Source organism: Singulisphaera sp. GP187, from assembly GCF_900129635.1.
Classification (GTDB): Bacteria; Planctomycetota; Planctomycetia; order Isosphaerales; family Isosphaeraceae; genus Singulisphaera.
Genome location: NZ_FSRB01000001.1, coordinates 2,976,822 through 3,002,952 on the forward strand (window position 1 = coordinate 2,976,822; position 26,131 = coordinate 3,002,952).

Consider the following 26,131-nt stretch of genomic DNA (forward strand, 5'->3'; position numbering starts at 1 on the left):
GAGCGTCATGACTTCACTTTCACGTCCCCGAAGATTGTGCCGATCACGCCGAGGATGACCCCGAGGACGATCAAGCCAAGGAAGATCGCAACCGCAATCCTGACGATCCGGCTCGTCTTGTACTTCACGTGCGGAGTCTTTTCGATAATGGCAGAGTAGCCGGGCGAAAAGACCATCGTCCCCTTCGGCGAGAGTAAGAGGTAGAGGACGTAGAAATAGATCAGGAGCACGAAGAGATAGGTCACCACGAGTCCACCGTGACCCGTGAAATACAGGCCGATCATCACCGCGACCATGCTGAGCACACCGAGCAGCAAGAATGCGGTTTCCGTCCATCGCGCCCAACTCTGCAAATGGCGGAGGCCGTAACCCAGCCCGAAGTTCACTACGGTCATTCCGCCATAGACGGCCAACACGGCGAACGTGGGCAACTGCGGATCTCGTTGAACCGAATACGTCATGACAACCGCCACTCCCATGACGCCCATCGCGCCGAGGAATGCGCCAAAATAATGAAGCGATCCGACGGATTTCACCGCGGCTTCATGGCCGAGGTAGAGCCGACGAACGATTTCCGCCTCGGAATCGTCCCCAGCTCGCTCAGTTTCGACGGCTCCGAGGTCGGCGAGCGGAGCGGCGTAGGGATTCAGAGACTCCTGCGTCGAAGAGGGATCAAACGACGACAAGGGTGAATTCCTTTCCGTATTGGGACGTGTGACAAGAAAAATTGATGCTCATCACTTATTTATGAGACGAACTCTGGAAAGATCGAGGCTGGTTTCGTCTCGCATTGATTACAATGGTTTGCAAACGCGTTGCGCACGCTGCCACCGTTTTTAGCCCCAACGGGGCAGCCCAAAGTAGCCCGAGGCAATACCACATCAAATCAACATATTTGCACGCAATAGCCATACAAGAGTAGTCTAATCCGAATGATCGACCTGGGCTGGTCGGCCTGGCCAGGGTAACCGGTTAGGCCGCCCCTGCAGGGCTTTGGAACCTTGGTGACCGAATCCCCAGGGCTTTGCCTGGGCTTCCTTGGGCCGCCCTGTTGGGGCTAAAAACGAATCACGACGAGACGGTGCCAATGCCGCTCTCCTCGAATTCTTGGCTCGGATGCAATGCACAGGCCAACCGCTTTAGAGTAAGTGGCGGGCCTTGATCTGAAGATATTGATTGATCAGGGGTGCTGTCAACTCGTTGGGGAAGAGGTCGAGTGTCATGACGCCGCGGGTTCTCAGGGAGGAAAGCGCCCGCTCTCGCCAGTTGAGTAGGGCGGCCGCGGCGGCTCCTTGATAGAGGCCGAGCCCCTGGTTCGGCGCATTGTCGGCCAGGGCAAAGATGTCGTGGTCGCGGAGGAACACGCCCAAGGGCAGATGACGCCCCACAACGTTGGCCAGATGGTCGCCGATGATCTGGGCATTCACGTCGTCGAAGAGGTTCGTCATCATGACGACGAGCGATCGCTTACGGCAACGCTTCTCGAGCTCGACGAAGACGCGGTCGTACCTCGACTCCACCATCTCGGGAAAGATGTTGTGCACGCTGTGCACCAGCCGCTTGACCCGCTTGGCCCCTCCGTTGGGAGGGACATAGGCGAGCACGCGGTCGGAAAAGGCGAGCAGGCCCACCTGGTCGCCTCGGATCAAGGCAATATGCGCGAGCATGAGCATCGAGTTCAGCGCATGGTCCAAGGGCGAGAGCCCCTGCCCCGTATCCCCGGCCATCATCCGACCGCAGTCGATGAGAAAGATCAATCGTTGACTCTGGTTGACCTGGTGGGCGCGCACGGTGAGCTTGCGTCGTCGCGCGGTCGCCCGCCAGTCCATGTGCCTCGGCTCATCCCCCTCGGTGTAGTCGCGGAGCCGCTCGAACTCGTTATCCGTCCCCAGTCGGCGGGTCCGGCGCACACCCATCGTGCTGAGCTTATCGCGGCGGGCCAGCACGGTGTAGCGGCCGATCTGGCGGATGTCGGGATAGACCCGAACGACGGTCTCTACCGGCCATGAGACAGCGCGTTGCCAGAACCCGAGGCGGCTCGAGACCAAGGCATCCACCGAGCAGAACGTATAGGTCCCTCTTTGCTTGGGGACGATCGTGTACAAGAGCGTGGCCCGCCCGCGAGCCGGGACGCTCACAACGAAGTCGGCAGGGTCGGCGGTGAAGGCATCGGGCACGTCATCGCGGGCTCGAAAGATCCGACCAAGCCGACCCAGATTGAAAAGGCTCAGTTCGACTTGCTGCGCTTCGCCCAGCGAACTGACCGTCCCGCAGCGCCGTTCGGCGCGGAACGCCCCGGCGCCGATCAGCGTGGCCAAATCGGCCACCGCCACGAGGCCGACGACGAGATCGAGCGCAAGGACCGCTGGCCCCAGGCTGTCGGAAACGAACAGGCCCAGGGAGAGCAGTGCAGGGATCAGCAGGGAGAAGGCCAGCGCGCGGCCGGGCCAGATCATCGCAGGGGGACCTCCACCGAGCGGATCAGTTCGGTGAGCAGCTCATCGGCCCCTCGGCCCTCAACTTCGGCCTCGGGCGTCAGCATCACCCGATGCCGGAGCGCAGGCAGAATCACCTCCTGAACGTCGTCGGGGAGGGCGAAGTCACGTCCTTCGAGCGCCGCGATCGCACGGGCACCGCGGAGAATCGCGACGCCGGCCCGCGGAGACGCCCCCAGGGCAAACGTCGGCCACTCGCGGGTCTTTCGGACCAGCGACGCGATGTACCCGAGGACGCGTTCGTCGACGAGGACCGCCGCGCAGTGCCGCTGCATCGCCAGGATCTCGTCGGGTCCGGTCACTGTCTCGAGGTCCTGGCTCAGCGCCACGTCGGGGCCGAGCCCGCGCGTGTGCAGTCGCAGGATGTTGGTCTCTTCGTGCAGGTTCGGATAGTCGGCCACGAGCTTGAACAGGAAGCGGTCGAGTTGGGCCTCGGGAAGGTTGTACGTCCCTTCCGACTCGATCGGGTTTTGCGTCGCCATGACGAGAAAAGGGGGTTCGATCGAATGCGCGACTCCGTCGATCGTGACGCGGGTCTCCTGCATGATCTCGAGGAGCGCGGAGTGCGTCTTCGCAGGCGCGCGGTTGATCTCGTCCGCCAGCAGCAACTGGGTGAAGACCGGGCCGGGACGAAACCGGAAATCATGGATCCGTTCGTCGTAGACGGGGGAACCGGTCACGTCGGAAGGCATCAAGTCCGGAGTGAACTGGATCCGGTTGAAGGAGCACCCGAGGACCCGTCCCAGCGCCCGCACCAGGAGCGTCTTACCGAGACCGGGGACGCTCTCGATCAAAACGTGCCCCTCGGCCAAGAGCGCGGCAATGACCCCGCGCACCAGCGGGTCCTGACCGATGAAGACCTTGTTGATCTCGGCCCCGATCCGCTTCGACCACGCCGCCACGGGCCCGGAGTCAGGCGTTGACGCCCTCTCAGACCCCGGCTCCGGGGGTTCGAACGCGGCCGAGGCAGCCAGCTCATCAGGGTATTGGATCTCGGACTCGGCAGGAGAATCAAAGTCATTCATGCGTGAGAGACCCGGGTTGAAGTGGTTTCTCGGTCGAGTCGACCGACGCAGAGGGCAAGGGCGCGGCCGGGGTCGGGCCGACTCGCGTCTGGTTCGAGGGAAAGCGCCAGCGACGATACGTTTCCAGCAAGGCCCGAGCCTCGGCGGCTTGGCCGATTCGGGCCAACAGCGAGCCGATCGCTTCGGGATGAGCGACCGGTCGATCTTCACCGGAGGGGGGATCCGGCCGAGGCCGCCCCAGCCGAGGCGCACGTGCCAGGCAGGCCACCAGCCCCAGGAGCAAGAGCTGAGCCACCACCCAACCGAACGGCCAGATCTTCAGCAAGGCGAACACCGACGGAGCCGCCGGGGGACCGTTGAGGAGGTATCGGCCCTCGACAAACGCCACGTTCAGCGCGTCCTCCCCCACCCACTCCACGGTCCGCATCGCCAGCGTACGACGCGCGTGATTGAGTAACGCTCCATTCAAGAGGAAGGAACCGTTGGCCGCGACCAATACACTGCTTCCGTTGAACAGGGTCCAGTCGATGACCAGGGGTTTCCCATCCCCCTCGAGCAAGACCGACTCCGACTCGACCTTGAGCGTCTCGTGGCGCGGCAGTCGCGCCCGGGCCGGGTCAATCCCCTGGCTCCAGAAACCATCGAGCGTCTTGCAGGTCGTCGCCGGATCTGGAGCTGGGTTCACGGCAAACCATTCTTCCGGACGGGCGATCTCCTTGGGCCTGGCCCCCTCCCCCACGTCCTGCTTTGCCGCCTCATTGCGCAGCGTCTCGGCGCGTGCCCGGAGCGCTTGATCCCCCCCTTTGGGAAGCTGGTCGATGGTCTCCTGCCAGTAGTCGGCCAGCGCATCGTAGTCGCGCGCGACATAAATCATCTGCCGCTCGCCGATCTGGCTCAACCAATGGAAATACCAGTCCCCTTCCTCTTTCTCAGGGGGGCCCGAGTAGGGCGCGATCCGGACGATCACGTCGGCCCAATCGGCCAACTCATCGGAGAGTCGGACCGCCGTCCGCACCGTATGTCCTTGGTTCTTGAAAAGTTCGACGAGCGTCCTCGTGCCGTTGATGCTTTGATCTCGGGCCCGTCCGTAGCTCGTATCAACCTGTCGCGTCGCGCATCCGGAGAGGAGCAGCACCGCCACGGTCAGGAGAATCGTCGACGTCGATCGTAACCAGGACCGCTTGTTCATGAGACCGGTCCCGCGGCCACGAGCCGCTCAAAGTCTTCGGCCTGCGTCCAGACCCCGTCGAAGGCCTCGGGCGACGGCGTGAGGTGTCCGTAGTAGACCGACTCGAAAAGGCCGAGCGTCGCGTCGACGGGCGTTCGGTATCGAGGATCGTCGATGGCGCGGACGAGTTGCCGGCCGGTTCGCCCTGGTTTGAGGCGGAGGATGCGGAGCCGATGGAGCGTCAGAAGCTGATGGGCGAACAGACAGACGATCGCGTTCGCGTAGTCTCCACTCGCGCGCCAACGCACCGCCTCGGCCCAGGGATCATCGGTCTCGGGGCGAACGCCGGCGGGGAGCCCTTCGATCCGGTTGGCCCTCGCGATCGAGGTCACCCCGGGTTCGGAGTCGCTCGAGATCGGCCGATAGCGTCGCCAGAGCTCCACGAGCACGACGAGCAGGACCGAGAGTGCCAGAATGACCATGCCGATGATCAGGAGCTCGCCGAGATGGAGCCTCCCGAGCCGCAACCGACCCAGCCAGCCAAACCAGCGATCGAACCCGCGAAACGACCTTGGCTGCGGCGGCCAGAGCGGGATCACCGAATCGGTTTTCGCGTTGTACCAGGGATATCCTCCGCGCCCGAGCGCAGCGCGCACGGCGAGATCGGCTTCGCTGTCGGGCTGCGAATCCGGTCCCACGGCGCCGGCGACTCCCAGAATGAGCCAGAGCGTCAGGCTCACCATCGTCTCGCATCCTCCAGAGTACGTCCCACCGCGCGAAGTCGGAGTTCGACTTCCCAACCTTCCAAGCGGATGCGCTGATCGATGTAGTTGAAGAAGCGGGCGATGGCGAAGAATTCGATCGCTACCCAGATGGCGATGTGGAACCGAGGGCCTACCAGGTCGTTCCAGGTCGGCTCCCAGGTCAGCTCGCTGCTGAAGAGGGCCTGGATCAACGCTCCGGAACCGGCCCAGAAGGCCAACACGAACAAGGTGCCGAAGCAGAACTGCGCCAGCGATTGACCCAGCAACTCGCCGCCCCGCGGTTCGCAGAGCGTCGAGCTCCGTCGAAGGGCATTCCGCCACCGCCCGCGTTCGAGCAGGATCACCTCGTTCAAAAAGGCCATTCGAACCGGAATCAACGGGATCAGAAGCACCGTGACCAGCAAGAAGCCGCGGAGAATGAACTGGAACAGGACCATCGAGACGAACGACTGCATCATCGTTTTGAGCACGCGTCCCACCGAGCGGCGTTCGGCGAACATCAAGCCCCCGAGCACGATCGTGAGCGGAGCGGTCGCCCAAGGGATCTCGAGCGCGAGCACGAACAGGTAGCCGATGAACGGAAGATCCTGCTCCCGGGTGAGCCAGGCGTTGAAAATCGCGAACGGGGCCGCACCCGCGACCGCGGCGCATCCGATCGTGAACGGCCGACGCCGAAGCACGACCAGGGCCAGGTCGAGAAGCTCCAGAAACGAGCGTTCGCGGATTTGTACCAAGGTCTGATCGTAGGCCAACCCCCACCCCCACCGTGACTCAATCGGGTTCCACGACCCGCCTTCGCCCCCCAAGGGCGAGATAGGCGACGAGCAGGCCGGCACAGACCAACGCGATCGACGCCTTGGCCGAATAAGGGAGAGCCGACGCCGAAACATACCCTTCGAGAAACGCCGCCAGCAAAAACAAGACGACCGACGCCCCCACCGTGGGAAGCGCCCGTCGCGCCTCACGCTGCAACGAGCCCAGCCGGGTCTGTCCCTGAGTGTCGATCAAACCATAGCCGAGCCGGAGCCCGGCCGCTCCGGAAAAGACGATCGCCATCAGCTCAAACGGCGCATGGGCTGTCACGAACGTATAAAAGTTCGAGGCGCTCGGGCTGGTCGCCATGTGGCCGAATATCGTCCCGAGAATCGCCCCGTTCGAGACCAGCTCATACAGGCTTCCCAGGCCAAACAAGAGACCATACGCGAAGCATTGAAGACCAATGGTGGTGTTATGCTGAATATAGAATCCCGCCATCATCGTGTCGTTCCGACTCAACCCGTCTTTACGGTCGGCCCCCATTGGCTCGGCGTAAGACTGCTCCATCATCTCGATCATCGACTCGCCAACCACCGCCGTTGCGAACCCAGGACGTCCCGCCCCCAGGAGCGCGCAAACCAAGAAGCTGCCGAAGAAGACCAAGGCCGCGATTCGGAGCGCGGGATCGGCTCGGAGTTGGCGCGGAGCCGTACCGAACAGGGCGTTCGCCCAGTCGACAAAGCGAAACCCCTGCGCCCGATAGACCGCATTGTGCGCTCGCCCGACCAGGGCGTGAAGGTAGGCCACCGTCTCGCGGGGCAGGTCGTGAGTTTCCGCCAGCATCAGGTCGGTGCAGGCCGCGCGATAGAGTTCTCCCAGCCGTACGACCTCCGCCGCGCGGGCGGAGGGAAGCTGGCGGCGGCGGTTGAGTCCGTCGAGCAGAGTATCCAACTCGCGCCACGAGGCCTCGCGCTGGGCCAGACGGTCAGCGACCCTCATCGTCACTCTCCAACGAACACGCGATGATAGAAGGCGCAGACGATGACATCGGCCGGAACGTTCTCGGGCAACCCGTAACGCACGCTGAGCGGCCGCGCCAGGTGCATGGCCATCTCTTCACGCCGGGCGCGGGGCAACCGGGCGCGATGATTGACGTAGTCGGAGAGCGCTCGGGCCAGCTCGGGGCCCGCCTCCACCCGCAGGGGAAGCCAGGGCAACAGCGCAACGACCGCCGGTTCCTCAACCCGCACCAATCCGGACCGTTTCCGACGCTGCTCGACCACCACCATGGTGCCGGCAGCCAGGTCGCCCAGCCGCTGGAACTTCCGAGTCAGGAGCATGCTCGTCAGACCGGTCAGCAGCAGCAGGCTCGTCAGGTCGGGTCGGAGGAAATAAGGGACCGTGCCGTCGAGCGAGCCGACTAGGTTTCGGAGCACGGCCTGGGCCCCTGTGATCGGCACGCCTCGCTCCGAGACCACGCGGAGCCCGAGCATCCGCTTCCCCAAGGTCTGGCCGTTGAACAGGGCTTCAGAAACGCCCCGGTATCCCCACATGAGCACAAAATAGGCCACAAAGATCGGTCCGATCCCTGACGTCGACCCAAGTGAGAGCACGACAAGTGCGATCGTGGTGAGGATGACCGCGACGAGTACGATCGCGAGGTCAAGAAGATACGCGAAGTACCGGCGAAACGGACCCGCCAGCGGATATTGGAATACGATCCGTTCCGGCGTCATCAGCCGGACCGTCGTGTCCAGGGGATCTTCGGACCGTTTAAGAGAGGCCGTGGCCATCGGTGATCGCGCCCCGTTAAGTGCAAGGGCCTCACACTTCCACCGCGACTGGCCCGGCTGCATCAAAGTCTTGAGGAATGCTACCCAAGCCACACGAGTTCCGCAACGACTTGCTCACCCTTCAGTGGCAAGGAGGTGCGCCATCGCACGCGACGCGCGGGACGAGGTCGGACTTGCCCGGAGCGCGAGGGGACCGACTTTTCAGCCAGAAATGGTCGGGCCGGGCGGAGAGTTCCCGGCGGTGTGTAGGGGGGGGGAGAGAGGGAGGTGAATCGGGATCGGTTTCTGGTCAGCGAGGCATTCCCGCCTGGATCGTCGCCGGATCGCGATCGGGGGGGTCGAACATCGTGCTGATCAGGGTCTGTTTCCGCAGCTTGGCGACAAAGCCCGAGGTCTCACGGCGAATCTTATCATTGAAAATGGTACTCTTGATCTTATCTTGAACTTCAACCTCGGCAAACGAGGCAGGGCCCGCGGCGCGGCGCTGTTCAACCCGGACGATGTGATAGCTCGTCGGGGCCTCGATCACCTGACTGATCCGGCCATTCGGCAACACTTCGAGTGCGGCGTTGACGACCTCGACCCCATAACCGCCCGGAGAAGTCTCCCAGATCCCGCCCTTGGCCTTATTGGGACCGTGCGATTCGGCCGCGGCCAACTTCGCGAAGTCCTCACCACGCCGGAGCCGCCCAAGCAGGGCGTCGATCTTGGCGCGTGCCTCGGTGCGCGACTTGCATTTGTCGAAGTCGATCACAATTTCACGCCAGACGATTTGCGCGGGCCGGTCAAAGTCGTGAAGATGCTCGAGGTAGTATTCGCGCATCTCGGGCAGCGAGACCGTCATCTTCGGCCCGATCTTCGCTTTCATGAAGCTTTGCGAGAGATGATACCTGCAATAAGCTTCTCGCATATCATCGAGCGATTGACCTTTATCTTTGAGTTTTTGTTTTAATTCGTATTCATTCGTAGCCGCATACTTACGCAACAGGGGGTCGAGTTCCTCGGCCCGCCAACTCTTTTCGGCATCCGCCATCACCATTTTGAAGGCTTCGGGTTTCTTCAGCTCGCGCTTCGCCTCCTGGACGACGATGCTCCGTTCGATGAGTTCCTGGAGGACCGAGACGGCCACCATCTCCACTTCCTGTTCGGAGGGAGGCTGCGCGGGATCGACTCCCTGGAGCCGTTGCGCAACGCCCTTCCTCAGCTCGTTCAGGGTGATCACCTCGTCACCAACCCTGGCGGCCCACTTGCCGGCCGATTGTGCGTTGCGGGGCCGGATCTCCGACCGAATCATCGTCGAGTCGGCCGCGACCGGCTGGACGGCAGGATCGATCTTCTCCACCGAGGCGGAATCAACCTTCGGCGGCACGTCGCCGCCTGGCGTTTCGGCCGAGGGCGACGGAGGCAGCATCGGGGGAATCGGGGGCGCGACCGGCGCACTCGGCTCCGGCGAGCCCTGCGGCAATTCCGCCCCCACACCGGGTTCACCGACTGGCGCGGGGCTCGGTGCCGGTTCGGACATCGAGGCCGGCGGAGTGGACGGCAATTCCAACGGGGGAGGCATCTCCGAGGGGGCCTCAGAGGCGGGCGGTGGCATTGAGGGGGCCTCGGAGGCCGGCGGTATCGTCGCCGGATCCGCGGGCGCCGGTGCGGGAGCCGCCGCAGGCGCAGGGGGATCGGCCGGCACCGCGATCGGCGGTACCGAATCGAGCGGAAGTGGGCTGCCTGAGGGCTCAGACGGCGTCCCGGGGGGCGCATTCTCGGGAACCGGAGCCGACGCCGCGGGGGTCTCGGGCGACTGGGGCGCGGGCGCTTCCGCCGGTCCCGTTCCCTCGACCGGAGCCGGCAGCGAGGGCGCGGCAACCTCGGGCGGCGCGAGTTCCGAGGGAGCCGACGGTGACGCGGCCTCGGGGACCGCACCCGACGGAGGAACTGCCGTCGAGAGTAAGTCGGGCCCGCCATCTACCGCGGGCGGAAGCAAGGCTTCAGGCGCGGGGCCTGGGGGCGAAGCCGCCGTCGGTTCGGCCGGCAAGTCGTGCCGGTGAGCGGCATCCAGGTCCGGAGGATTCGCCCCGGACGCAGCGTTGGCTGAAAGAGAATTCGGTGATTCAACCGCTTCCAACTGAAGCTTCGTTGAAGGCAACCGCGCGGCCGGCGAGTCGATCGCGGGGGCAACGGCCACGGAGTCGGGCCGGCGCGGATCCGACCCCCGGCCAGGGATCATCCCGTTCTCAGGCCCATGCGTCGCCGCGCTGGCACGCAACGACCGGGGATCGAACTTCGGATTCTCACGATTGATGGTTTCATGAATCGACGGGAACGACGTGAGGCCCACAGGCCCCGCGGACGGCCCCCGACCCGGAATGGCCGAGCGGTTCTGAGCACAGCCCGCCAGGGCCAGGCCGAGAAGTCCGGCAACGACGTGGCGGTTCATCGGCATTCTCCATCCTTGGAGATTCGGAATAACAAAGCAAACTCCGGACGGCCTTCCTGGCCAAAAGTCGGGAATTTCGTGTCGACAGGTTCGTGCAAGCTTCCGGAGATGCATTGTAATGCGACGGCTCGAACCAGCCAGAGCAGGGATAGGCCGCGACAGATTAGCCGCAACACTTATCGGTGACAAGAGCGCATTTTGCCCTGAATCCGATCGACCGACCGAATCTGGTGCCGGTGGTGGGGACGGACCAGATCACACGGATCACGGTCCAGTGCTCGACCCGAGCACCTGGATCAAGTTAGAGGACGTCAGACTGGCCGATGCAACGCGGGGATTCGCTCTCTTGCCGAGACACTGGGTAATTGAGCATTCCGTTGGCCGGGCGGCGAAGTTTCGCCGTCTGGCGAGCGATTACCAACGAATATCCGAGACGCTCGCGGAACTGCACTACGTCGCATTCGGTTTCCTGGTGCTCCACAAAGCTGCTCCGCTGTTGTGTGGAGTTCATAACACACTCTAACTAAGTTCAAGTTTCGCATAAACAGGGACGGATCGGGAGCGGCCCGAGGCCTGTTATCGACCCCGGCGACCCCTTGATCAAGTGCGAGTGAGGGCCGAAATCTCCGGCCGATGTCGGCTCAGCCCGCGCGGCTGAGAAACTCGGTGAGCTGCGCAATCCAGGCTTTTAGGTCATACCGGTTGGATAGCGCTCCCTCGGTTTTCTCCTCATAGCTGACCCGCCTCAAGGTCGTCAGCAGGTCGGCAAACGAGGCCTCTTGCTTCTTCGGATACCACGGGCGGACCGGAAAACGAAGAAATCGATGACCGGTCTGGTGGAACCAAACCACCACCAAGCTGTAGAGAAACAACGCCATCGGCGCGGTTCGCTCGATGGCCTTGGGGAGGCGATTGGCGGGATCCTCGAGGCCGAGAAGTTGCTTGGTATTTTCAAAAGTACATTCGATTGCCCAACGGTACGAGTAGGCCGAGAGAATCTGCGGGACGGTCCAATCGAGCTTGGTGCAGTAGAACATCTGATCGGGACGTTTCCCCTGGAGGTCACGCACCAAGACGATCGTCAGGAGTCGGTCCTTGCCGGCCTTGTAGTAGAGGGCCTGGATCGTCTTGACCGCCAAGCTGGCATGGAGCCCGAACTGGTCAAAGTCGTGTGGGGTCCAGGGTTGATTCGCATCCTCGGCCCACTCCTTCATGCCGGGGAGGCGCTGGCCTTTCTTGCGGGGCGCCCCTTTGGATTTCTCCTCCTTGGGAGGCGCTGGCTCATAGAGGGCCCCCTTGGGATGGACATGGCTAATGAGATGGACCGTGGGCGGAAGTTGGCCGAGGATGCTCTGGCCCCCATAGGCGCTGTCGCCGGTGATGACGATCTCGTCGTCGGGGAACCAGTCCGCCGCCAAGTGGATCAATTCCATCGCGAGTTCGGGGCGGGTGCGATGATTGGGATCGGGCTTTGCCTTTTTCTTTTTCTGGTTCTTTTTGCCCTTGGTTAAGCCTTGGCGGTTGACATAGAGCCGCATGGCGATGGGCAAGGCAAAGACTTTGGTCGGTGCCCAGAACGGGTGGACGACGATCAGGCAGAGGACGACCCAGTCGTGTCCCCAACTGACGAGAGCTTTGGCTCGACTGGAGATGAGTGGGTCGTAGTGCATGCCGGCGCCGTAGAGGGTGAGTCCGCGTTTTCGGCAGAGGGTGTCGTCGACGGCCCAGTAAAAAGTGGCGCCCGGTGCGAGGATGGAGACGACAAGCTTGGCCAGGGACATCGAGAAGTGATCGAGGTCCCAAGCGGCATGGCTGAAGAAGCGATGGAAGCGTGACCAATGTCCGATGCCAACCTGGCCGCTGGAGAAGATGAGTTCGGTAATATAGCGGTGGCGATTCGAGAGGATCCAGCCGGAGGCGATCAAGGTGAAGGTGTGGAAGGAGGGATTGGTGAAGACGGGTGTGAATTGCTGTAGCAAGAGGAGGAAGGAGGGTGTAAGTTCCATGGGTCGGCGTCCTGTGTCAGGGGAAATTGTTCGGTGTAAGGCCCAAACAATTTGCCAAAAACTGACAGAGACGCCGACGTTTTTTTTGGAGCCCTATTGAATCTACAAGTCGGAATTTGACATTTGGGAAAAGTGCGAAACTTGAACTAAGCAAACCCGCACGGATGGAGTTTGCCTCGGGGACGAATATCCAATCGGCTAATTCAAGGCGATCGAAATGTTGAACCGTCACATGCAATCGACGCAATCGTGGTGGCTCGCAGTCCTTCGAAGTCGATGAAGATAACACTGGAGTCAGACCTCTGACCTGCTGCGTAAGATCCTACTAACACCCCTCTTCCATCCCAGGACGCACTAACACTTGTTTTGTAACCTGATGGGCAATCAATGCGTTTCGTCATTCCGCCATCGATTGTTGTGACATAGGGAATCTGGTCAGCGCCCGCTAAAAACAGAACATTGTCTCGATTCGCTCCGAAAAGAGTCGCAGAATGACCAATGCCCAGGAGCTTCTCGCTCTTTGTAACGGTGTCCAACACCCAAATCTCCTCCTCACCGGTCCATGCCTTCCCGGCAATCGGTCGCATAATCAAGATCAATCTACCATCTTCCGATGTGTCAGTTGGCCAGCCTGTCCCGTATATCCGACGGCGATTGCGTTCCTTGCCATCCAATTCTAGCCGCCAAAGTTCTCCTGCGTCTGAATAAATGACGAATCGAGAATCGGGAGACAAAATCGCAATGTCACCCACGTGGATAGACTTACCGGCTACTACATCAATACGCATCAAGTACATCTTCGACGTTCTTCCCAGGCCGCCTGTCCACAACGAGCGACTGAACAGCAGATAGCGACCGTCGCTTGACAAAGACTGTGGATCATCAAGCGTAGCTCCTTGTGTAAGCTGGCTTTCGTGCGATCCATTGGAATTCATAATCCACACATGGCGAAACTTGTCATGCTCGCGAGCAAATACAATTCGTTTGCCATCAGGCGTGAACATCGGCGACGCCTCGAAATCGTCGTTGTGGGTCAAACGAACCGGGCCAACGGAAGTGCCGTTCATGACATAGATGTCGCCATGCCCCGTACAGGCGGACGCATACACCATGCGATCACCAATTGGCGATAGCGACGGCGATGCCGTAACAAACATTCCACCATCGACATAATTTTGCCAACTATCTTCGCCTTCCGGCGCCACATAGTTGCACGAAGACAGCAGGCCGACAAAACCAAAACATAGCAACACAAGTGATGCACGAAATGCGTCAACCCTGGCGACGCCTCGACACCCTTCTGCCATTTCCTTCTCATAGTTACGCACTGATTGCATCTCCCTTAGTGTTCATCTAAGCAATCAATTCCCGAAGCGAACGGGAGTCGATGCGATGCCTGGTAGAAAAAGTCATCGTTTTGAATTTTGACCCCCGCCCTTCCGACTTCCGAGCGAGCTACGTCCCTGTTTCCTTCCCTCCGTGCCTACTCTCAACCTTGTACCGTTCGCTCCTGACCCAGTTGGTCTCAGCAACGACCGGAGCTCGACTCAGCGTTCGGCGATCTGAATGAGGGTCGCGATCGCGTTCAGGGTGCGGTGCGACGAGAGCCCGGTGCGAGCACCAAATTCCAGGCCGAACTGGTCCTCATCCAGGCCCGACTCGCGGAGTCTGGTTTCGGCTTCGGCCAATGCCTCCTTGGCCGCCTTCAGTTCGAACAAGGGTGAAGACGGGTCGGCCGACACCAAGCGTGCCTGATCGCGCAGGACGGTCCAAAGGCGAGCCAGATCGTGAACCTTCGCAATGTCGATGCTCTCATTCCGCCTGGAAACGTCAGCACTGAGGTGACGGCCGAACGGGTCGAGGCGGAGCACCTCGAACGTCGCTTGGTCGCGCTCTTCGGCGGTCAGAGCCGGGTCGGCGAAGCTCAACAACTTTTGCCAGGCATTGAGGTAATCCGGGTCGAGCCGCACAGCCTCGCGGAACGACTTCACGGCTTCGGCGTCACGCGATTCCGACTTGCGCAAGTAGCCGAGCAAATAGTGGACTCGCGGGTTCTCTGGCTCAGCGGCAACGAGTTTCATGAACACCTGTTCGGCAATCTGTTCGGCGATCAGGCCGCCGAACACGCCTTCGCACCCGAAGCAGTGGCTTTCGACCCGTCCAAAACTCTCGGGCATCAGTTCAAACGCACGCTTGTAATGCTCCGACGCGGCTTCGAGGTCCCCTGATTGAGCGAGTTGCACGGCCAGTCGCGACTGGATGCAGTAGGCGTCCGCAAAATAGGTGAGGCTCTCACGATACATCCGGATACCGCGGCTGAGCATCCCGGCCTGATGGAACTGGTCGGCTCGTTCCGCCAGGCGGATCGCCTTGACCGCCCCCTCATAGATCGCGGCCGTCTTGGCGTCCCCTCGCTTCCTGAGGACTTCCGCGAGGACGGCGTAGGCGCGCATCCGGTCCCCGCGTCCCTGCTCGCCGTCCGACGGATCGATCACGATCGCCTGCCGGGCCAGCGCTTCACTCTTGGCGACGTTACCCCGATCGAGGTGAAATTTCGCCAGCCAGATCAACGGCCGCTCTTCGAATCGATCGCGCGCGAACACACGTTCGGCGAGCGGAGCGAACTCGTCGCCTGTCAACTCCAGCGCCAACTGCCAGCCCGGATCGAAGCTCGGCCATTGGGTCACCATCGCGGTGGCGATTCGACGGGCCTCATCCGTTCGCCCGACAGCCACGAGCGATCGTGCCGCGATCAACGGTGTCGGAACCGTCGGCCGTTCGCCGTGCTTGCCGTGAAGTGTGGAATTCGCGACCAGGAATTCGCCGATATCGGTCTGACTCCACCACGGAGCTTCCTCCAACAGCGTGACGACATCCGCGGCCCGGCCTGCCTTGTCATAGACCCGCAGCAGTTGCTCGAGCGGTGAATCGTTGCCGAAATCGCGCGAGCGCTGGAATCGTACGATCGGCTTTTCTTCCGCCGTCTGCTTGGCCAAGTCACTGAGGATCAGGCGCTCCGCGCGAGCCAATTGACCCACGTCGATCAGTAAACCCACGAGATCCGCAATGTCACCGCCCTGGGATTCATCGGACAGTAGTTTCTCGGCGAGGTCCGTCCCCTGGCGGAGCCACTCGTCACGTTCCTGCAACCGGCCGATTTCGGCCACGCGCAACGCCAGCCCCAACCGCGATTGGCCTCCCTGCCATGAGTCGCCGTTGCCCCCGTCATCGGCGGCCAGTTTCAGCGATTGGGCCACTCCGTCTTCAATGCGATCCGTGGCCAGCAGCGCATCGGCGCGAACCTGCTGAAGCGATCGTCGCTTCGCGGGCGAGAGGGTGTCGCGAGCCAAGGCCGAGTCCAAAATGGTGAGCGCCTCGGGGCTTTGACCAAGCCGCGCCGATAACTCGATGAAAGTGTCCCAGAGTGGCAGTTCGGGATGACTCTTCAACGCCTCGACCAAGAACGCATGGGCTTTCTGAGCGTGACCGGCACGCTCCAGTTGCGGCACAATGGAAGATCGAAGCGACATCGCGATTTGATCCGACCGCGTGCCGGCGTCCTTGCTCGGCGATTCCGTCAAGTATTTGACCAGGTCCTTGGGACGATCCCGGATGATTAACCCGGCGACGTAAGCCGCGATTGCGGATCGATCGACTTGATTGGAGTACGCGCCGGCGGACTTGGGCATCGCGGCAAACGCCTCAAACAGATCGCTCGCATCAATCGATTGGCACAATTCCCAGTGCGGATGAGTCAGCTCTTTCAAATGTTTCCGCGCGAGCTCGCGAGCCAGCTTGACGGTCTCGTCTTCGATCGGGTCGAAACCGCGAAGAGAGCGAAATTCGAGCTGGACGTTCTTCAGCAGCGCCTGCTCCAACATCGGGGTCGCCGCCTCCGGTCCGATCAAGCGAACCAGGTCTGGGACCGTCAAAGAACTACCTTGCTCCAAGTCGAGTGAAACCAAGTCGAGGCGAAATTGCTCGACCGCTGAGAGGGGATCAACCTCCTGTTTCACCAGCACGAGTTCGCGCCGCAGATTCTGCCTCCAATCGTCAAAGCCATCACGGGCTCGGAAGTCTCCTCCAAGCTTGGCCCCCTGCCCGCCTTCGTTTTCGTTTTCGCCCGGTTTTTTTGGTGTCTCGACAAATTTCAAGGCGTGCTCGAGGTCCTGCTTCAATAAATCCGTTCGGTTCGTCAGCCGATGCCCCAGCATTCGCAGTGCGAGTGCTCGCATCTGGGCCTCGTCGTTTCCCGCGACGGGACGCGCATCGATCAAGGCCGCCAATTCGGGCCACGCCTCGGGCGACGGTAGCGCGTCGAAGAGTTCGCTGAACTGCAACTGCTGTTGTTCCGCCCGAACGGCCAGCGGTTTCGCTTGCCATTCGTCATACATCGCCAGCCAGGCCGCTGCCGCCTCGGCCGGGGCCAGCATTTCCAACTTCTTCGGCAGCGTTCGAATCGTCTTCCTCAGCTCCGCCGCTTCCTGCGCCGGTGTCGATTTTGCCGCCTCTTTCCGCACCTGTTGCATCGCCCCCTTCGCACCCAGAAGATCCTGGGCCGACGCGGGAACAACAACCACGTTCACTGCGGACAGAGCGATCAAGACGATCCAACTGCCATGGCCGCGTTCGCGTTGACACAACATCAATTCACTCCTATTATCGCTTGCGCGCAAACAAGTTTTACAACTTTAATGTTTATTGCTTGACCGGAGGACTGACTCACGCGGAGACGCGGAAGCCGCGGGGGTATGCAAGAGGAGGACAGGATAGAGCTCGATGAGATGACTGGGGCGATCGTGGATCGATCGGTCAACCGTGATCACCCCTTTGTCCGACGGATTGACAACCTCCTCTCCACTCTCCCCTCCGCGTGAACAAGGGACAAGCCAGAGTGGCACGCACCGAAGGAAGACCTGGTCGTCCAACTCACCTTGTGAGTCGCCCGTCCTGGATTTCCGCGGGAATCGGGCAGAAGCCCATCGCTTCCGAACGGTGGCGGCAGAACCCGACCCATCGGCCCGTCAGATTAACCGGATCCAGACCGTCCGATTCTATCGTCCCCTGCCGACTCACAGACTCTCTCTTACCATGATCGTCTGCTCGCTTCCATCTTCCAGAAAGCCGATCAGGCGGCGGACTGAACCCGGTGGCCGCTTCACTTCGTGACCCGGGCGATTGCGCCTCAAGGAACGGAACGCAAATCACTTCCCGATTCCAGAACGATTCACGGATGTGCCACGGAGGCGGGGTCTCGACCCAGCCGAAGTCTCAGGGAACCCGCAAGAGCGGCTTGATCAGGCCGACGACCACCGAGCCGTGGGGCCGCTTCTCCTCGATCGGGACGTACGCCGTCTTCTCGTCGACCACCCGAACCCGCCCGGGATGAAGCTTGGCCAGGGTGGCGATCCGCTTCGCATTCCGGTAGGTGAGGACCACGTATTCGTCCTCGACGTGGATCCGTTCAAGCTGCCACCGTGCCGCCAAAATTCTGAGCTCGGCTTCGGCGATCAGGTTCTCGGCGGGGGTCGACAACGGGCCGAAGCGATCGATCAGTTCTTGGCGGAAGTCAGCCAGCCGCTCGAAGCTCCGGAGCCGGGCCAGGCGGCGGTAGAGCTCGACCTTCATTCGAGGGCCGGGGACGTAATCCTTCGGCAGGTAGGCACGCCACGAAAGCTCGATCGAACAGTCGTATTTCGCCTCCGCGGGCTGATTGGTCAAGCCACGGACCGCCGATTCCAGCAGCGAGCAGTACAGCTCATATCCGACACTCTCAATATGTCCCGACTGCTCGGCGCCCAAAATGTTCCCGGCGCCTCGGATCTCGAGGTCGCGTAACGCGATCTTGAAGCCGGCCCCAAGCTCGGTGAACTCTTCGATCGCTTTGAGCCGTTTGACCGCGTTCGGGGTCACCGGCTTCTCGGACTCGAGCAGGAGATAAGCGTAGGCGCGGTGCTTGTACCGGCCGACCCGCCCGCGGAGCTGGTGCAAGTCGGCCAGGCCGTACTTGTCGGCCTCGTTGATGAAGATCGTGTTGACGTTGGGGATATCCAGACCCGACTCGATGATCGTGGTCGCCACCAGGATGTCGAAGTCGCGGCGGATGAAGGCGAGCATCGTCCGCTCGAGCGCTTCGCCCCCCATCTGACCGTGCGCGATCGTGATCCGGGCCTCGGGGACGATCGCCTGGATTCGGTCGGCCACGTTCTGGATGTCGTGGACCCGGTTATGGACGAAGTAAACCTGGCCGTCACGGTTGAGCTCGCGGTGGATCGCCCGTTTCACCGTCTCGGCATCGAAACGGAGGATCCGGGTCTCGATTGCCTTGCGGTCGGGAGGGGGCGTTTCCAGGTTGGAGATGTCGCGAATGCCGAGCAGGCTCATGTGCAAGGTGCGTGGGATCGGGGTGGCCGAGAGGGTCAGCACGTCCACCGTCGAGCGGAGCGACTTGAGCCACTCCTTGTCCTCGACCCCGAAGCGCTGCTCTTCGTCGATCACGACGAGGCCCAGATCCTTGAACGCCACATCCTTCTGAACGATTCGGTGGGTCCCGATCAAAATATCGACAGAACCGGCCGTGGTCCGTTTCAGGACGTTGCGGATCTCGGACTTGGGGCGGAACCGGTTGACAACCTCGATCGCGAACGGGAATTCGGCCATCCGCGCGGAGAAGCTGCGCAGGTGCTGCTCGGCCAGGATGGTCGTCGGCACCAAGACGGCGACCTGCTTGCCCCCATCCACCGCCTTGAATGCTGCGCGAATCGCCACCTCGGTTTTACCGTAGCCGACGTCGCCGCAGATCAAGCGATCCATCGGCCGGTTCTTTGCCATGTCCTCCTTGACCGAATCGATCGCCGAGAGTTGGTCGGGCGTCTCCTGATAGGGAAAGGCGGCCTCGAACTCGGCCATCCAGTGGCTGTCCTCGGCCGGATAGGCGATGCCCGGCTGGCTCGCCCGCGCGGCCTGGATGTCGATCAGCTCGGCGGCGAGGTCAACCACCGCGTCGGCCACGCGTTTTTTCCGCTTCTCCCAGGCTGAGGAGCCGATCTTGGAGAGCGGAGGATCCCCTTTGCCGCCGCCGACATACTTCTGAACCAGGTCGATCTTGGCGATCGGCACGAACATTTTCGTGCCTTCGGCAAACTCGAGCAGCAGCGTTTCTTCCGTGTGGTCGGCCGTTCGATCGACCATCTGGAGACCGCGATAGCGCGCGATCCCGTGGTTGAGGTGAACGACCAGATCGCCCTCGTTCAGGTCGAGAAAACTGTCGATCGCTCGACTCTCGTACCGCCGCTTGGTCGTCGGCCGGCGGACGTCGGTCCGGGCGAAGAGCTCGTGATCGCCGATCACGAGCGTCTTCGCGTCGGTCAGGTGGAACCCCGACCGCACCCGGCCCACGGTGAGCTGAAGTCGCCCTGACTGCGCGATCGCGGTGTCGGCAAAGACCTCGCCGAGCCGTTCGATCTCGGCCTCATTGTGGCAGGCGATCAGAACCCGATCGCCGCCCGAGGCGCTATCGAGCTCGACCTTGACCTTGGCCAGTTCTCCGGAGAAGCGTTCGACACTCTCGATCCGCAGGTGGCAGGTCGTTTCGAGCGAGTCGGCGGCGAGCGTCGAAAGCGTGATCGAGGGACGTTGGAACAAGCGTGAGAGCGTACTATCCACCGTGTAGAGACCGCGGGGGTCGTCGGTCCGGCCGAGGTAGTGGCGTCCCTCCTCCTTGAGGTCGTTCGGTTCAACCAAGGCCACCCAGGCGTCCTTGGGAAGGTACTCGGCGATATGGCCAAAGCCAGTCGGATCGTCGCCGTCGAACGAAGGGGAGACGGTCAGCGTAACCGAGTCCCAACGGTCGAGCGAGCGCTGAGTCTCGGGGTCGAACGGCCGGATCGACTCGACGTCGTCTCCGAAAAACTCGATACGAACCGGCTCGGAGGAATCGGGTGAAAAGATGTCGAGAATTCCACCACGAAGGCTGTACTCCCCCGCCACTTCGACCACCTCGGCGCGGGCCAACGAGCGCGCTGCCAGCCAGGCCGTCAACTCCTCGATCGCGATCGTATCGCCGACCCGGATGGTCCGCGACGAGCGGGCGAGCAAGGCCGGGGTCGGCACCGGCTGCAAGAACGCCTGGAACGGCGCGACGATCAAGCGAGGGGGGGCGGGTCCGGAGAGCCGCTTGATGACCTGGAGTCGGCGGCCGAACACCTCATCGCCGACGTTCGCCTCGCGCGGGAGCCGTTCCCAGGCGGGAAAGACTTCGGGCGTGATGCCGGCGAAGGTCGCCACGTCATCGCGGAAGTCATCGACGTCGCCGACGTGCGCCAGCACGATCACGAGAGTTTGAGGCGCGTGCAGACCGAGGGCGGCGGCCGCGAGGGGGCCGGCAGAGCCCCAGGCGCCGTCGAGTGTGCCACTGCGCCCGTTTTTGAGGGCGGCGAGTAACTCCGGGAACCCGTCGGCGCGCTGGACCAGACGGGTCAGATCTTTCAGTTCACGGACCGGCGCGACGGGCGCGGACGAAGCCTTGGCCATTGGCGAGTCATCGGACGGTCTGTAAGCCCATCCCATCCATGAAAATGAAGGGAGGCGGACTAGTCCGCCTCTCGGGTCCGAACACGCCACAACTCATTGTAAGTTTCGTTCCCCGGTTCGACCACTACCTTCTGCTGCCCCCGCCGTAACACCCGGGGCGGCGGCGGCACCTCGTGCGTGCGGTCCGACCGCGCGGACGAACCGAGTCGGTCGAGCACGTCGATCAAGTCGGCCGGGTCACAAGGGAGCTCTAAACAGGCCGAGGCCCCCTGCGCGCGGGCCTGTCCGACCAACCCACGATCGGCCAAGCCGATCAGGGCGACGACCGTCCCGACCTGAGCACGCCGAGCCAACGTCCGACCCCAGTCAGGTTCCAAGACGGGGACATCCCAAATCGCCAGGCCCCCCGGTTCCACTTCATTCCAGTCGACCGCTTTCCGGATCGGGTAACCGGCCGATGCACAGACGTCGCCCAGCGCTTCGCGCAACTCATAGTTGCTGCTGACGACGTCGATCGAAGGGCGGGGCGTCGTTCCTCGCCCGTCCCCCCTGCCCTCACCGACGCCAACGCCGACGCTCCCGACCAAGTGTCGAGCGATTGTCTCACGCGCGGTGGCCTCGGGCAGGACCACGTCCACCAGGACCGACCAGCGCAAGAGGTCGGCGTAGCGGACGTGCGGCCCGACGCAGAGGATCACCCGGAGCGAAGTCGCCCGATCCTTCCGCAGCCGGGCCAGCCGATCGGCATCTTGCCGTGTCAGGAGCGTGCGATGAATGACAAGCGTCGCGGGATCGGGGAGTTCGTGGAGCAGGCCGTCCGACCATTCCCCCGCACAGTTGACTCGCAGGACGGCTCGAGGAAGCGCATCGACGATCGCGACCACCCAGGGGTCGTCCAGGTCGCCGACGAACCAGATTGATCGTCCCGACGCGTTCACCGTCGGAGCCTCCCTGCTCTCGTCGTGACCGACTTCCGCCCTGCTTGGGCTTCCACGTCGTGGAACCGACTGTCGCGGACCTTACCATACCTTCCCATTTTCGACAATCGCGGCAAGCCGGGATCTCCCAGCCCCGATCTCTTCCTCAGGGAGGAGGCGGGGCGAATTCGCCAACACGAACCAAGCCCGGTGACGTTTTGCGTCCGAGCCAGACCTCGGGTATGGTGGACACCCTCTCAGGATTCGGTCATGCTCGCGCTCCTCATCTTCCCGTAGGAAAGCCGCCATGAATTCGCTCGATCGCCGCACGTTTATGAGCACGACCCTCGGCGGCCTGTCGATGTTCGCGACGGGGACATTACTCCTGGCTCAGGAGCGCGACTCGAAGGCGAACGCCGAAGGCCGACCCGACACCCTCTTCCTCACCTGGCAGCGCGACCCCACGACGACCATGACCGTGCAGTGGGTCGCCCCGGCCGCACCCGAAGGGGCGACGGTCGACTGCGCGGAGCGCGGCAAACCGGTGGCGTCCCAGACGGTCGCCACGAAACAATCCCCTTATCCGATGACCAACCTGAAGGTCTTTCGGGCCGAGTTGACCGGACTGACGCCTGGAACCGAATACCAGTTCCAGATCAACAATCAATCGCCTGTCCATCGTTTCCGCACGATGCCCGCCAAAGCGACCGACTCGTTCCAGTTCGTCTCCGGCGGCGATTGCGACGTCAATCAACACGCGATCGCCAACAACATCCTGGCCGCCAAACAGAACCCGATGTTCACCCTCATCGGTGGCGACCTGGCCTATGACAATGGGACCAGCGTTGAGCGAAGCCTGAGCTTTCTCCGCAACTACAGCCAGCACATGATCGACTCGGAGGGCCGGCTGATTCCGATGGTCGTCGGCATCGGCAACCACGAGGTCAAAGGGAGCTACGGCCAGACGCGGAAGGAAAGCCCGTTCTACCTCGCCGTCCACGACGGCCTCTACGCCGAGCGCACGTTCGCCACCCTCGACTTCGGCGACTACCTGAGCCTGATCCTGCTGGATACCGGGCACATCGCTCCGATCGACGGCGAGCAGACCGCCTGGCTCGACAAGGTGCTGGCCGAGCGCGCCGAGCGGCCGCACGTGATCGCCGTCAACCACGTCCCGGCCTACCCGTCGTTCCGGAAGTTCGAGGCCGAGGGAGGCAAGGCCGGCACCGGCGAGCTGAACCGCACCCAGTGGGTGCCTCTGTTCGAGCGGCATAACGTCGACGTGGTCCTCGAGCACCACGATCATACGTTCAAACGAACCCATCCTCTCAAAGACGGGATGGTGAACGCCAACGGCATCCTCTATCTGGGTGACGGGTCATGGGGCAAGCTCCGCTCGCCCGCCTCCCCTGAGCAACGTCCTTACCTGGCGAAGACGAGCGAAGCGTACCACATGACCCTCCATCGCTTTGAGGGCGAGCAGCGGTTTCATATGGCGCTTCAAGAAAATGGCCGTGTGATCGACATCTGCACCACGCGGAAGCGTCCGCGCCGAGTCGCCGGCCGCAAGGCCTGAGCCCGTCGTACGGCCGGCGTGTCGGGCGAAACCAATGGCTCAGCGCGATGGACGAGTGAGGTCCATCGCCGAGTCATGCGAACCGAGCAAGATTCTCACCAGCTTCGCTCTCAGGTTCCGGCTCTCCAGCCTGTAGGCGGCGAGAAATTCCGTGGCGATCGCATGGAGCACCTGCGGATCGCGTTGGGAACCTCGGGCAGGCTCCGCCCGCGATCGATGGTCGGCAACTCGTCCGAAAGCATGAGAATCCATCGGAGAGGTCGCTCGCCCCAACGAGGGGGGAACCTCCTCCATCGCGTTCCGGAGAATCGACTCCACCTCATCATGCCAACGGAAGCCGGCCGACTCCGCGTCTCCATCCTCAAACAAGGACTCAAACGGAGACGCAACGTCCCGCGTGGCAACACGTCGCGATGAGAGCTCGTCGCGCAGGCCGCGGAGTTCCTCCGCAAGCCCTCTGAGCTCCCGTAACTCTTCGTCCATCGCATCGCGATGATCGCGGTGCATTGCGGCGACGACCCTCGACATCATCAAAACCTGCCGAAGCTGGTCGGGCATCGACGCCGGTTCTTCGAAGGGTTGGAGCGAAGCGAGCCGATCGGCATCATCCTCGCAAATCGGCAGATCGCCGAAATGCGGACTTGTCTCAGACAACTCCGCGGCGACCAAACTGTCTCCCCCCGCGTCATAGCGAATGCGAACGGTGAACGGACCGATGCCGATTTCCGCCCCCTCCGCCAGGTAGGCGATGCGAGTCGCCATGTCATCCACATAGACCCCGCCGTGCGAGAGGAGGTCGATGAGCCAGACTCCTGACTTCGTTCGCAAGAGTGCGCAATGGACCTCTGAAACCAAGGGCGAGTGAAGCCTTAGCTGACAGGTCGGTGCGCGACCGATGAGGACCATGACCCGACTCATCGACCACGATTGCGGCCGGGCTCCCCCGTTACTGACCTCAAGAGTCACCGCAGGCATCGGATGCGTTTTCGCATAATCCGCCGAGAGCGGACTCGGCGACTCCGGGAGGGAAGCATGCTCCCGTCCATCCCCCCCGCGCATCCTGAGCCCGACCGGCCCCAGTCGCAACTCGCGTAACCCATCCAGCCAACCCGCCCGGCACTCGGTTCCGTCCACGACCAGTCCCGCTCGGGAGCCGAGATCGAGGGCGAACAGACGCCCACCCACGGTCTGCACATAGCAGTGGCGTCGGCCGACCTGTTCATTCTGAAGTTCCACGTCGGCATCAGGATGCCGCCCGCAAATCAAGAACGGCTGGCGGACGATTCGCCGCGCTCGGTGGACCGCCCCATCATCCTCGACGTCAACAAGCAATGGTCCGGCAGCGCCACAGGCTTCGGAAAATCGCTCCATCAGGTTCCGATCCACGGCATAATCCTCGGAAACGGCAATGTTGCAGAGCAAGCGTTTGCAATCCTCATAATGCATGCGCCAACCCATTTTGACGACATGCACACCAATATCATGATTCCCTGCAATGATGGCTCGAACGGATGGAGGGAACTCTTGACGTGGAGTGAATCACGTCCAATCCGCCTGCCCAGCCGGCAACTTCGCCCAGGTTCAGGGTACGACACGCCCTGGCAAAGCGGAGACCAGGCCCAACAGCCAAACGTTGTCCTTGTAACTCGCAACAAGGATTGCAGATCCGCGAGTTCGCCATCATCGTAATACCTTCTAAAGCAAATGCAATGCTCCAACGCCCGAATTGCATCCGTCCATTGTTCAACAAATAACGTGACAATACGATAGGATCCAACAAATCGAACTCCAGATCACGGCTTACCACGTCGAGTTCTTCGATCGCCAAGTTTCCACAAGCTTACAAGTCGCGACATAACGACCACCAACGATACATGCCATCGGCTTATTGAGGCTTATGGCTAAGAATCGTTTGATTCAAGACACGCCGCGCAAACCTACGTTCAGCTCCCGACGACGATCATGGTCATGACGTCAAGCATCCACAGTGGTTTTCGATGGGGTCGCGCCCAAAGAGGTTGAGCCCGGAGTGGGCGATCTCGGGCGAGTTGCAATCGTCTCCCATGTCCCACGCGTCAGCCGGAGGGCGATCGCTCCAAGCCGCTGGCCGGTCTTTTCCATTGATTCTCTGAGACGCAGCCCGGCTCTCCCCATGCGGTTGTGTGCTCTTTCCTTTCGGACACATCCCGTCGCGCTCAAGACGCAGCGTGATACAGAGACATCGTGAGTACCGGCTCAAGAGCGTCAGCGACGATGGGAAAGCCGCACTTTCGCGGTTTGCGCTCGGATGGACCACAGGTCAAGCGATCTGGGTGGCTGGTGTCCGTACGCGGACCCTGGTTTTCCTGATGGCCCGCGTACCGGGTCCGCGTACGGACACCAGCCACCCAGTCGTGCGCAACTCGAGGGCAAACCGCTGGAGGACGGAATGGCCCCGTAATTACTGGGGTTGAATACCACACCGGCTTCGGCGATGATCTCAACCAGTAGTGTACGCATCCCGTTTTGAATCATGGATGATCCGATGTTAACGGCAAGCCCCCCCGCCCTTTCGTTGTCTTGTTGAACACGGCGGCCCTCTGGCTCGCGATCGGTCACCTCACGGCGGCCCGCGCTGCCCCAATCACATATCAATTCGCCGGCACAATCAACACGGCTGATGCCT

Annotated in this window: 16 protein-coding genes; 1 reads left to right on the forward strand and 15 read right to left on the reverse strand. The window is 62.1% G+C overall.

Translation table 11 applies throughout. The annotated features are described in order from the left end of the window. Positions 1–5: 5 nt before the first annotated feature. The 14 genes from BUS42_RS11620 to BUS42_RS11690 form a co-directional block, all read right to left on the reverse strand. Positions 6–686: a hypothetical protein gene (locus BUS42_RS11620; RefSeq protein ID WP_074307057.1), complete on the reverse strand. Its 681-nt coding sequence runs from the start codon at positions 684–686 to the stop codon at positions 6–8. A 453-nt stretch (positions 687–1,139) separates the two neighbouring features. After that, positions 1,140–2,456, reverse strand: a complete 1,317-nt coding sequence (locus tag BUS42_RS11625; RefSeq protein WP_074307058.1) for a DUF58 domain-containing protein — start codon at positions 2,454–2,456, stop codon at positions 1,140–1,142. Continuing rightward, positions 2,453–3,520 (reverse strand): AAA family ATPase, encoded by a 1,068-nt coding sequence (locus BUS42_RS11630; RefSeq protein WP_074307059.1) that lies wholly within the window; start codon positions 3,518–3,520, stop codon positions 2,453–2,455. The genes BUS42_RS11625 and BUS42_RS11630 overlap by 4 nt, the downstream gene beginning before the upstream one ends. Beyond that, complete coding sequence (locus BUS42_RS11635) at positions 3,513–4,709, reverse strand: DUF4350 domain-containing protein (protein ID WP_074307060.1); 1,197 nt, start codon at positions 4,707–4,709, stop codon at positions 3,513–3,515. Before BUS42_RS11635 ends, BUS42_RS11630 begins: the two co-directional genes overlap by 8 nt. Beyond that, positions 4,706–5,431, reverse strand: coding sequence for a DUF4129 domain-containing protein (locus BUS42_RS11640; protein ID WP_074307061.1), 726 nt, complete (start codon positions 5,429–5,431; stop codon positions 4,706–4,708). Before BUS42_RS11640 ends, BUS42_RS11635 begins: the two co-directional genes overlap by 4 nt. Then, positions 5,425–6,204, reverse strand: coding sequence for a hypothetical protein (locus BUS42_RS11645; protein WP_074307062.1), 780 nt, complete (start codon positions 6,202–6,204; stop codon positions 5,425–5,427). The genes BUS42_RS11640 and BUS42_RS11645 overlap by 7 nt, the downstream gene beginning before the upstream one ends. A gap of 19 nt (positions 6,205–6,223) precedes the next feature. Continuing rightward, positions 6,224–7,207 (reverse strand): stage II sporulation protein M, encoded by a 984-nt coding sequence (locus BUS42_RS11650; RefSeq protein ID WP_074307063.1) that lies wholly within the window; start codon positions 7,205–7,207, stop codon positions 6,224–6,226. A gap of 2 nt (positions 7,208–7,209) precedes the next feature. Then, positions 7,210–8,001 carry an RDD family protein gene (locus BUS42_RS11655; RefSeq protein WP_074307064.1) on the reverse strand — a complete coding sequence of 264 codons (792 nt, stop codon included), beginning with the start codon at positions 7,999–8,001 and terminating at the stop codon, positions 7,210–7,212. 289 nt (positions 8,002–8,290) lie between these two features. Continuing rightward, on the reverse strand, positions 8,291–10,435 hold the full coding sequence (locus tag BUS42_RS46140; protein ID WP_261340752.1) for a peptidylprolyl isomerase: 2,145 nt from the start codon (positions 10,433–10,435) through the stop codon (positions 8,291–8,293). Positions 10,436–11,076: 641 nt separating this feature from the next. Continuing rightward, positions 11,077–12,441 (reverse strand): IS701 family transposase, encoded by a 1,365-nt coding sequence (locus BUS42_RS11670; RefSeq protein WP_074304624.1) that lies wholly within the window; start codon positions 12,439–12,441, stop codon positions 11,077–11,079. A 203-nt stretch (positions 12,442–12,644) separates the two neighbouring features. Further along, positions 12,645–13,769 carry a TolB family protein gene (locus BUS42_RS11675; protein ID WP_159452202.1) on the reverse strand — a complete coding sequence of 375 codons (1,125 nt, stop codon included), beginning with the start codon at positions 13,767–13,769 and terminating at the stop codon, positions 12,645–12,647. Positions 13,770–13,988: 219 nt separating this feature from the next. After that, positions 13,989–17,087, reverse strand: a complete 3,099-nt coding sequence (locus BUS42_RS11680; RefSeq protein ID WP_074307066.1) for a tetratricopeptide repeat protein — start codon at positions 17,085–17,087, stop codon at positions 13,989–13,991. 625 nt (positions 17,088–17,712) lie between these two features. Next, positions 17,713–20,973 (reverse strand): transcription-repair coupling factor, encoded by a 3,261-nt coding sequence (mfd, locus tag BUS42_RS11685; protein ID WP_074307067.1) that lies wholly within the window; start codon positions 20,971–20,973, stop codon positions 17,713–17,715. 59 nt (positions 20,974–21,032) lie between these two features. Beyond that, complete coding sequence (locus tag BUS42_RS11690; protein WP_074307068.1) at positions 21,033–21,911, reverse strand: hypothetical protein; 879 nt, start codon at positions 21,909–21,911, stop codon at positions 21,033–21,035. A 286-nt stretch (positions 21,912–22,197) separates the two neighbouring features. Between BUS42_RS11690 and BUS42_RS11695 the strand changes: the two genes are divergently transcribed. Continuing rightward, the gene (locus BUS42_RS11695) at positions 22,198–23,466 is read left to right on the forward strand and encodes a purple acid phosphatase family protein (protein WP_074307069.1); all 1,269 of its coding nucleotides are present in this window, start codon (positions 22,198–22,200) and stop codon (positions 23,464–23,466) included. 39 nt (positions 23,467–23,505) lie between these two features. Here the strand turns inward: BUS42_RS11695 and BUS42_RS11700 are convergent, their stop codons facing one another. Then, the gene (locus BUS42_RS11700; protein WP_074307070.1) at positions 23,506–24,912 is read right to left on the reverse strand and encodes an FHA domain-containing protein; all 1,407 of its coding nucleotides are present in this window, start codon (positions 24,910–24,912) and stop codon (positions 23,506–23,508) included. Positions 24,913–26,131 lie beyond the last annotated feature (1,219 nt).

Coding starts and splice junctions, on each gene's coding strand:
- BUS42_RS11650 (WP_074307063.1), bottom strand. CDS start 7,207: ATGAGGGTCGCTGACCGTCTGGCCCAGCGCGAGGCCTCGTGGCGCGAG.
- BUS42_RS11640 (WP_074307061.1), bottom strand. CDS start 5,431: ATGGTGAGCCTGACGCTCTGGCTCATTCTGGGAGTCGCCGGCGCCGTG.
- BUS42_RS11655 (WP_074307064.1), bottom strand. CDS start 8,001: ATGGCCACGGCCTCTCTTAAACGGTCCGAAGATCCCCTGGACACGACG.
- BUS42_RS46140 (WP_261340752.1), bottom strand. CDS start 10,435: ATGAACCGCCACGTCGTTGCCGGACTTCTCGGCCTGGCCCTGGCGGGC.
- BUS42_RS11635 (WP_074307060.1), bottom strand. CDS start 4,709: ATGAACAAGCGGTCCTGGTTACGATCGACGTCGACGATTCTCCTGACC.
- BUS42_RS11680 (WP_074307066.1), bottom strand. CDS start 17,087: ATGTTGTGTCAACGCGAACGCGGCCATGGCAGTTGGATCGTCTTGATC.
- BUS42_RS11630 (WP_074307059.1), bottom strand. CDS start 3,520: ATGAATGACTTTGATTCTCCTGCCGAGTCCGAGATCCAATACCCTGAT.
- mfd (WP_074307067.1), bottom strand. CDS start 20,973: ATGGCCAAGGCTTCGTCCGCGCCCGTCGCGCCGGTCCGTGAACTGAAA.
- BUS42_RS11670 (WP_074304624.1), bottom strand. CDS start 12,441: ATGGAACTTACACCCTCCTTCCTCCTCTTGCTACAGCAATTCACACCC.
- BUS42_RS11625 (WP_074307058.1), bottom strand. CDS start 2,456: ATGATCTGGCCCGGCCGCGCGCTGGCCTTCTCCCTGCTGATCCCTGCA.
- BUS42_RS11700 (WP_074307070.1), bottom strand. CDS start 24,912: ATGCATTATGAGGATTGCAAACGCTTGCTCTGCAACATTGCCGTTTCC.
- BUS42_RS11695 (WP_074307069.1), top strand. CDS start 22,198: ATGAATTCGCTCGATCGCCGCACGTTTATGAGCACGACCCTCGGCGGC.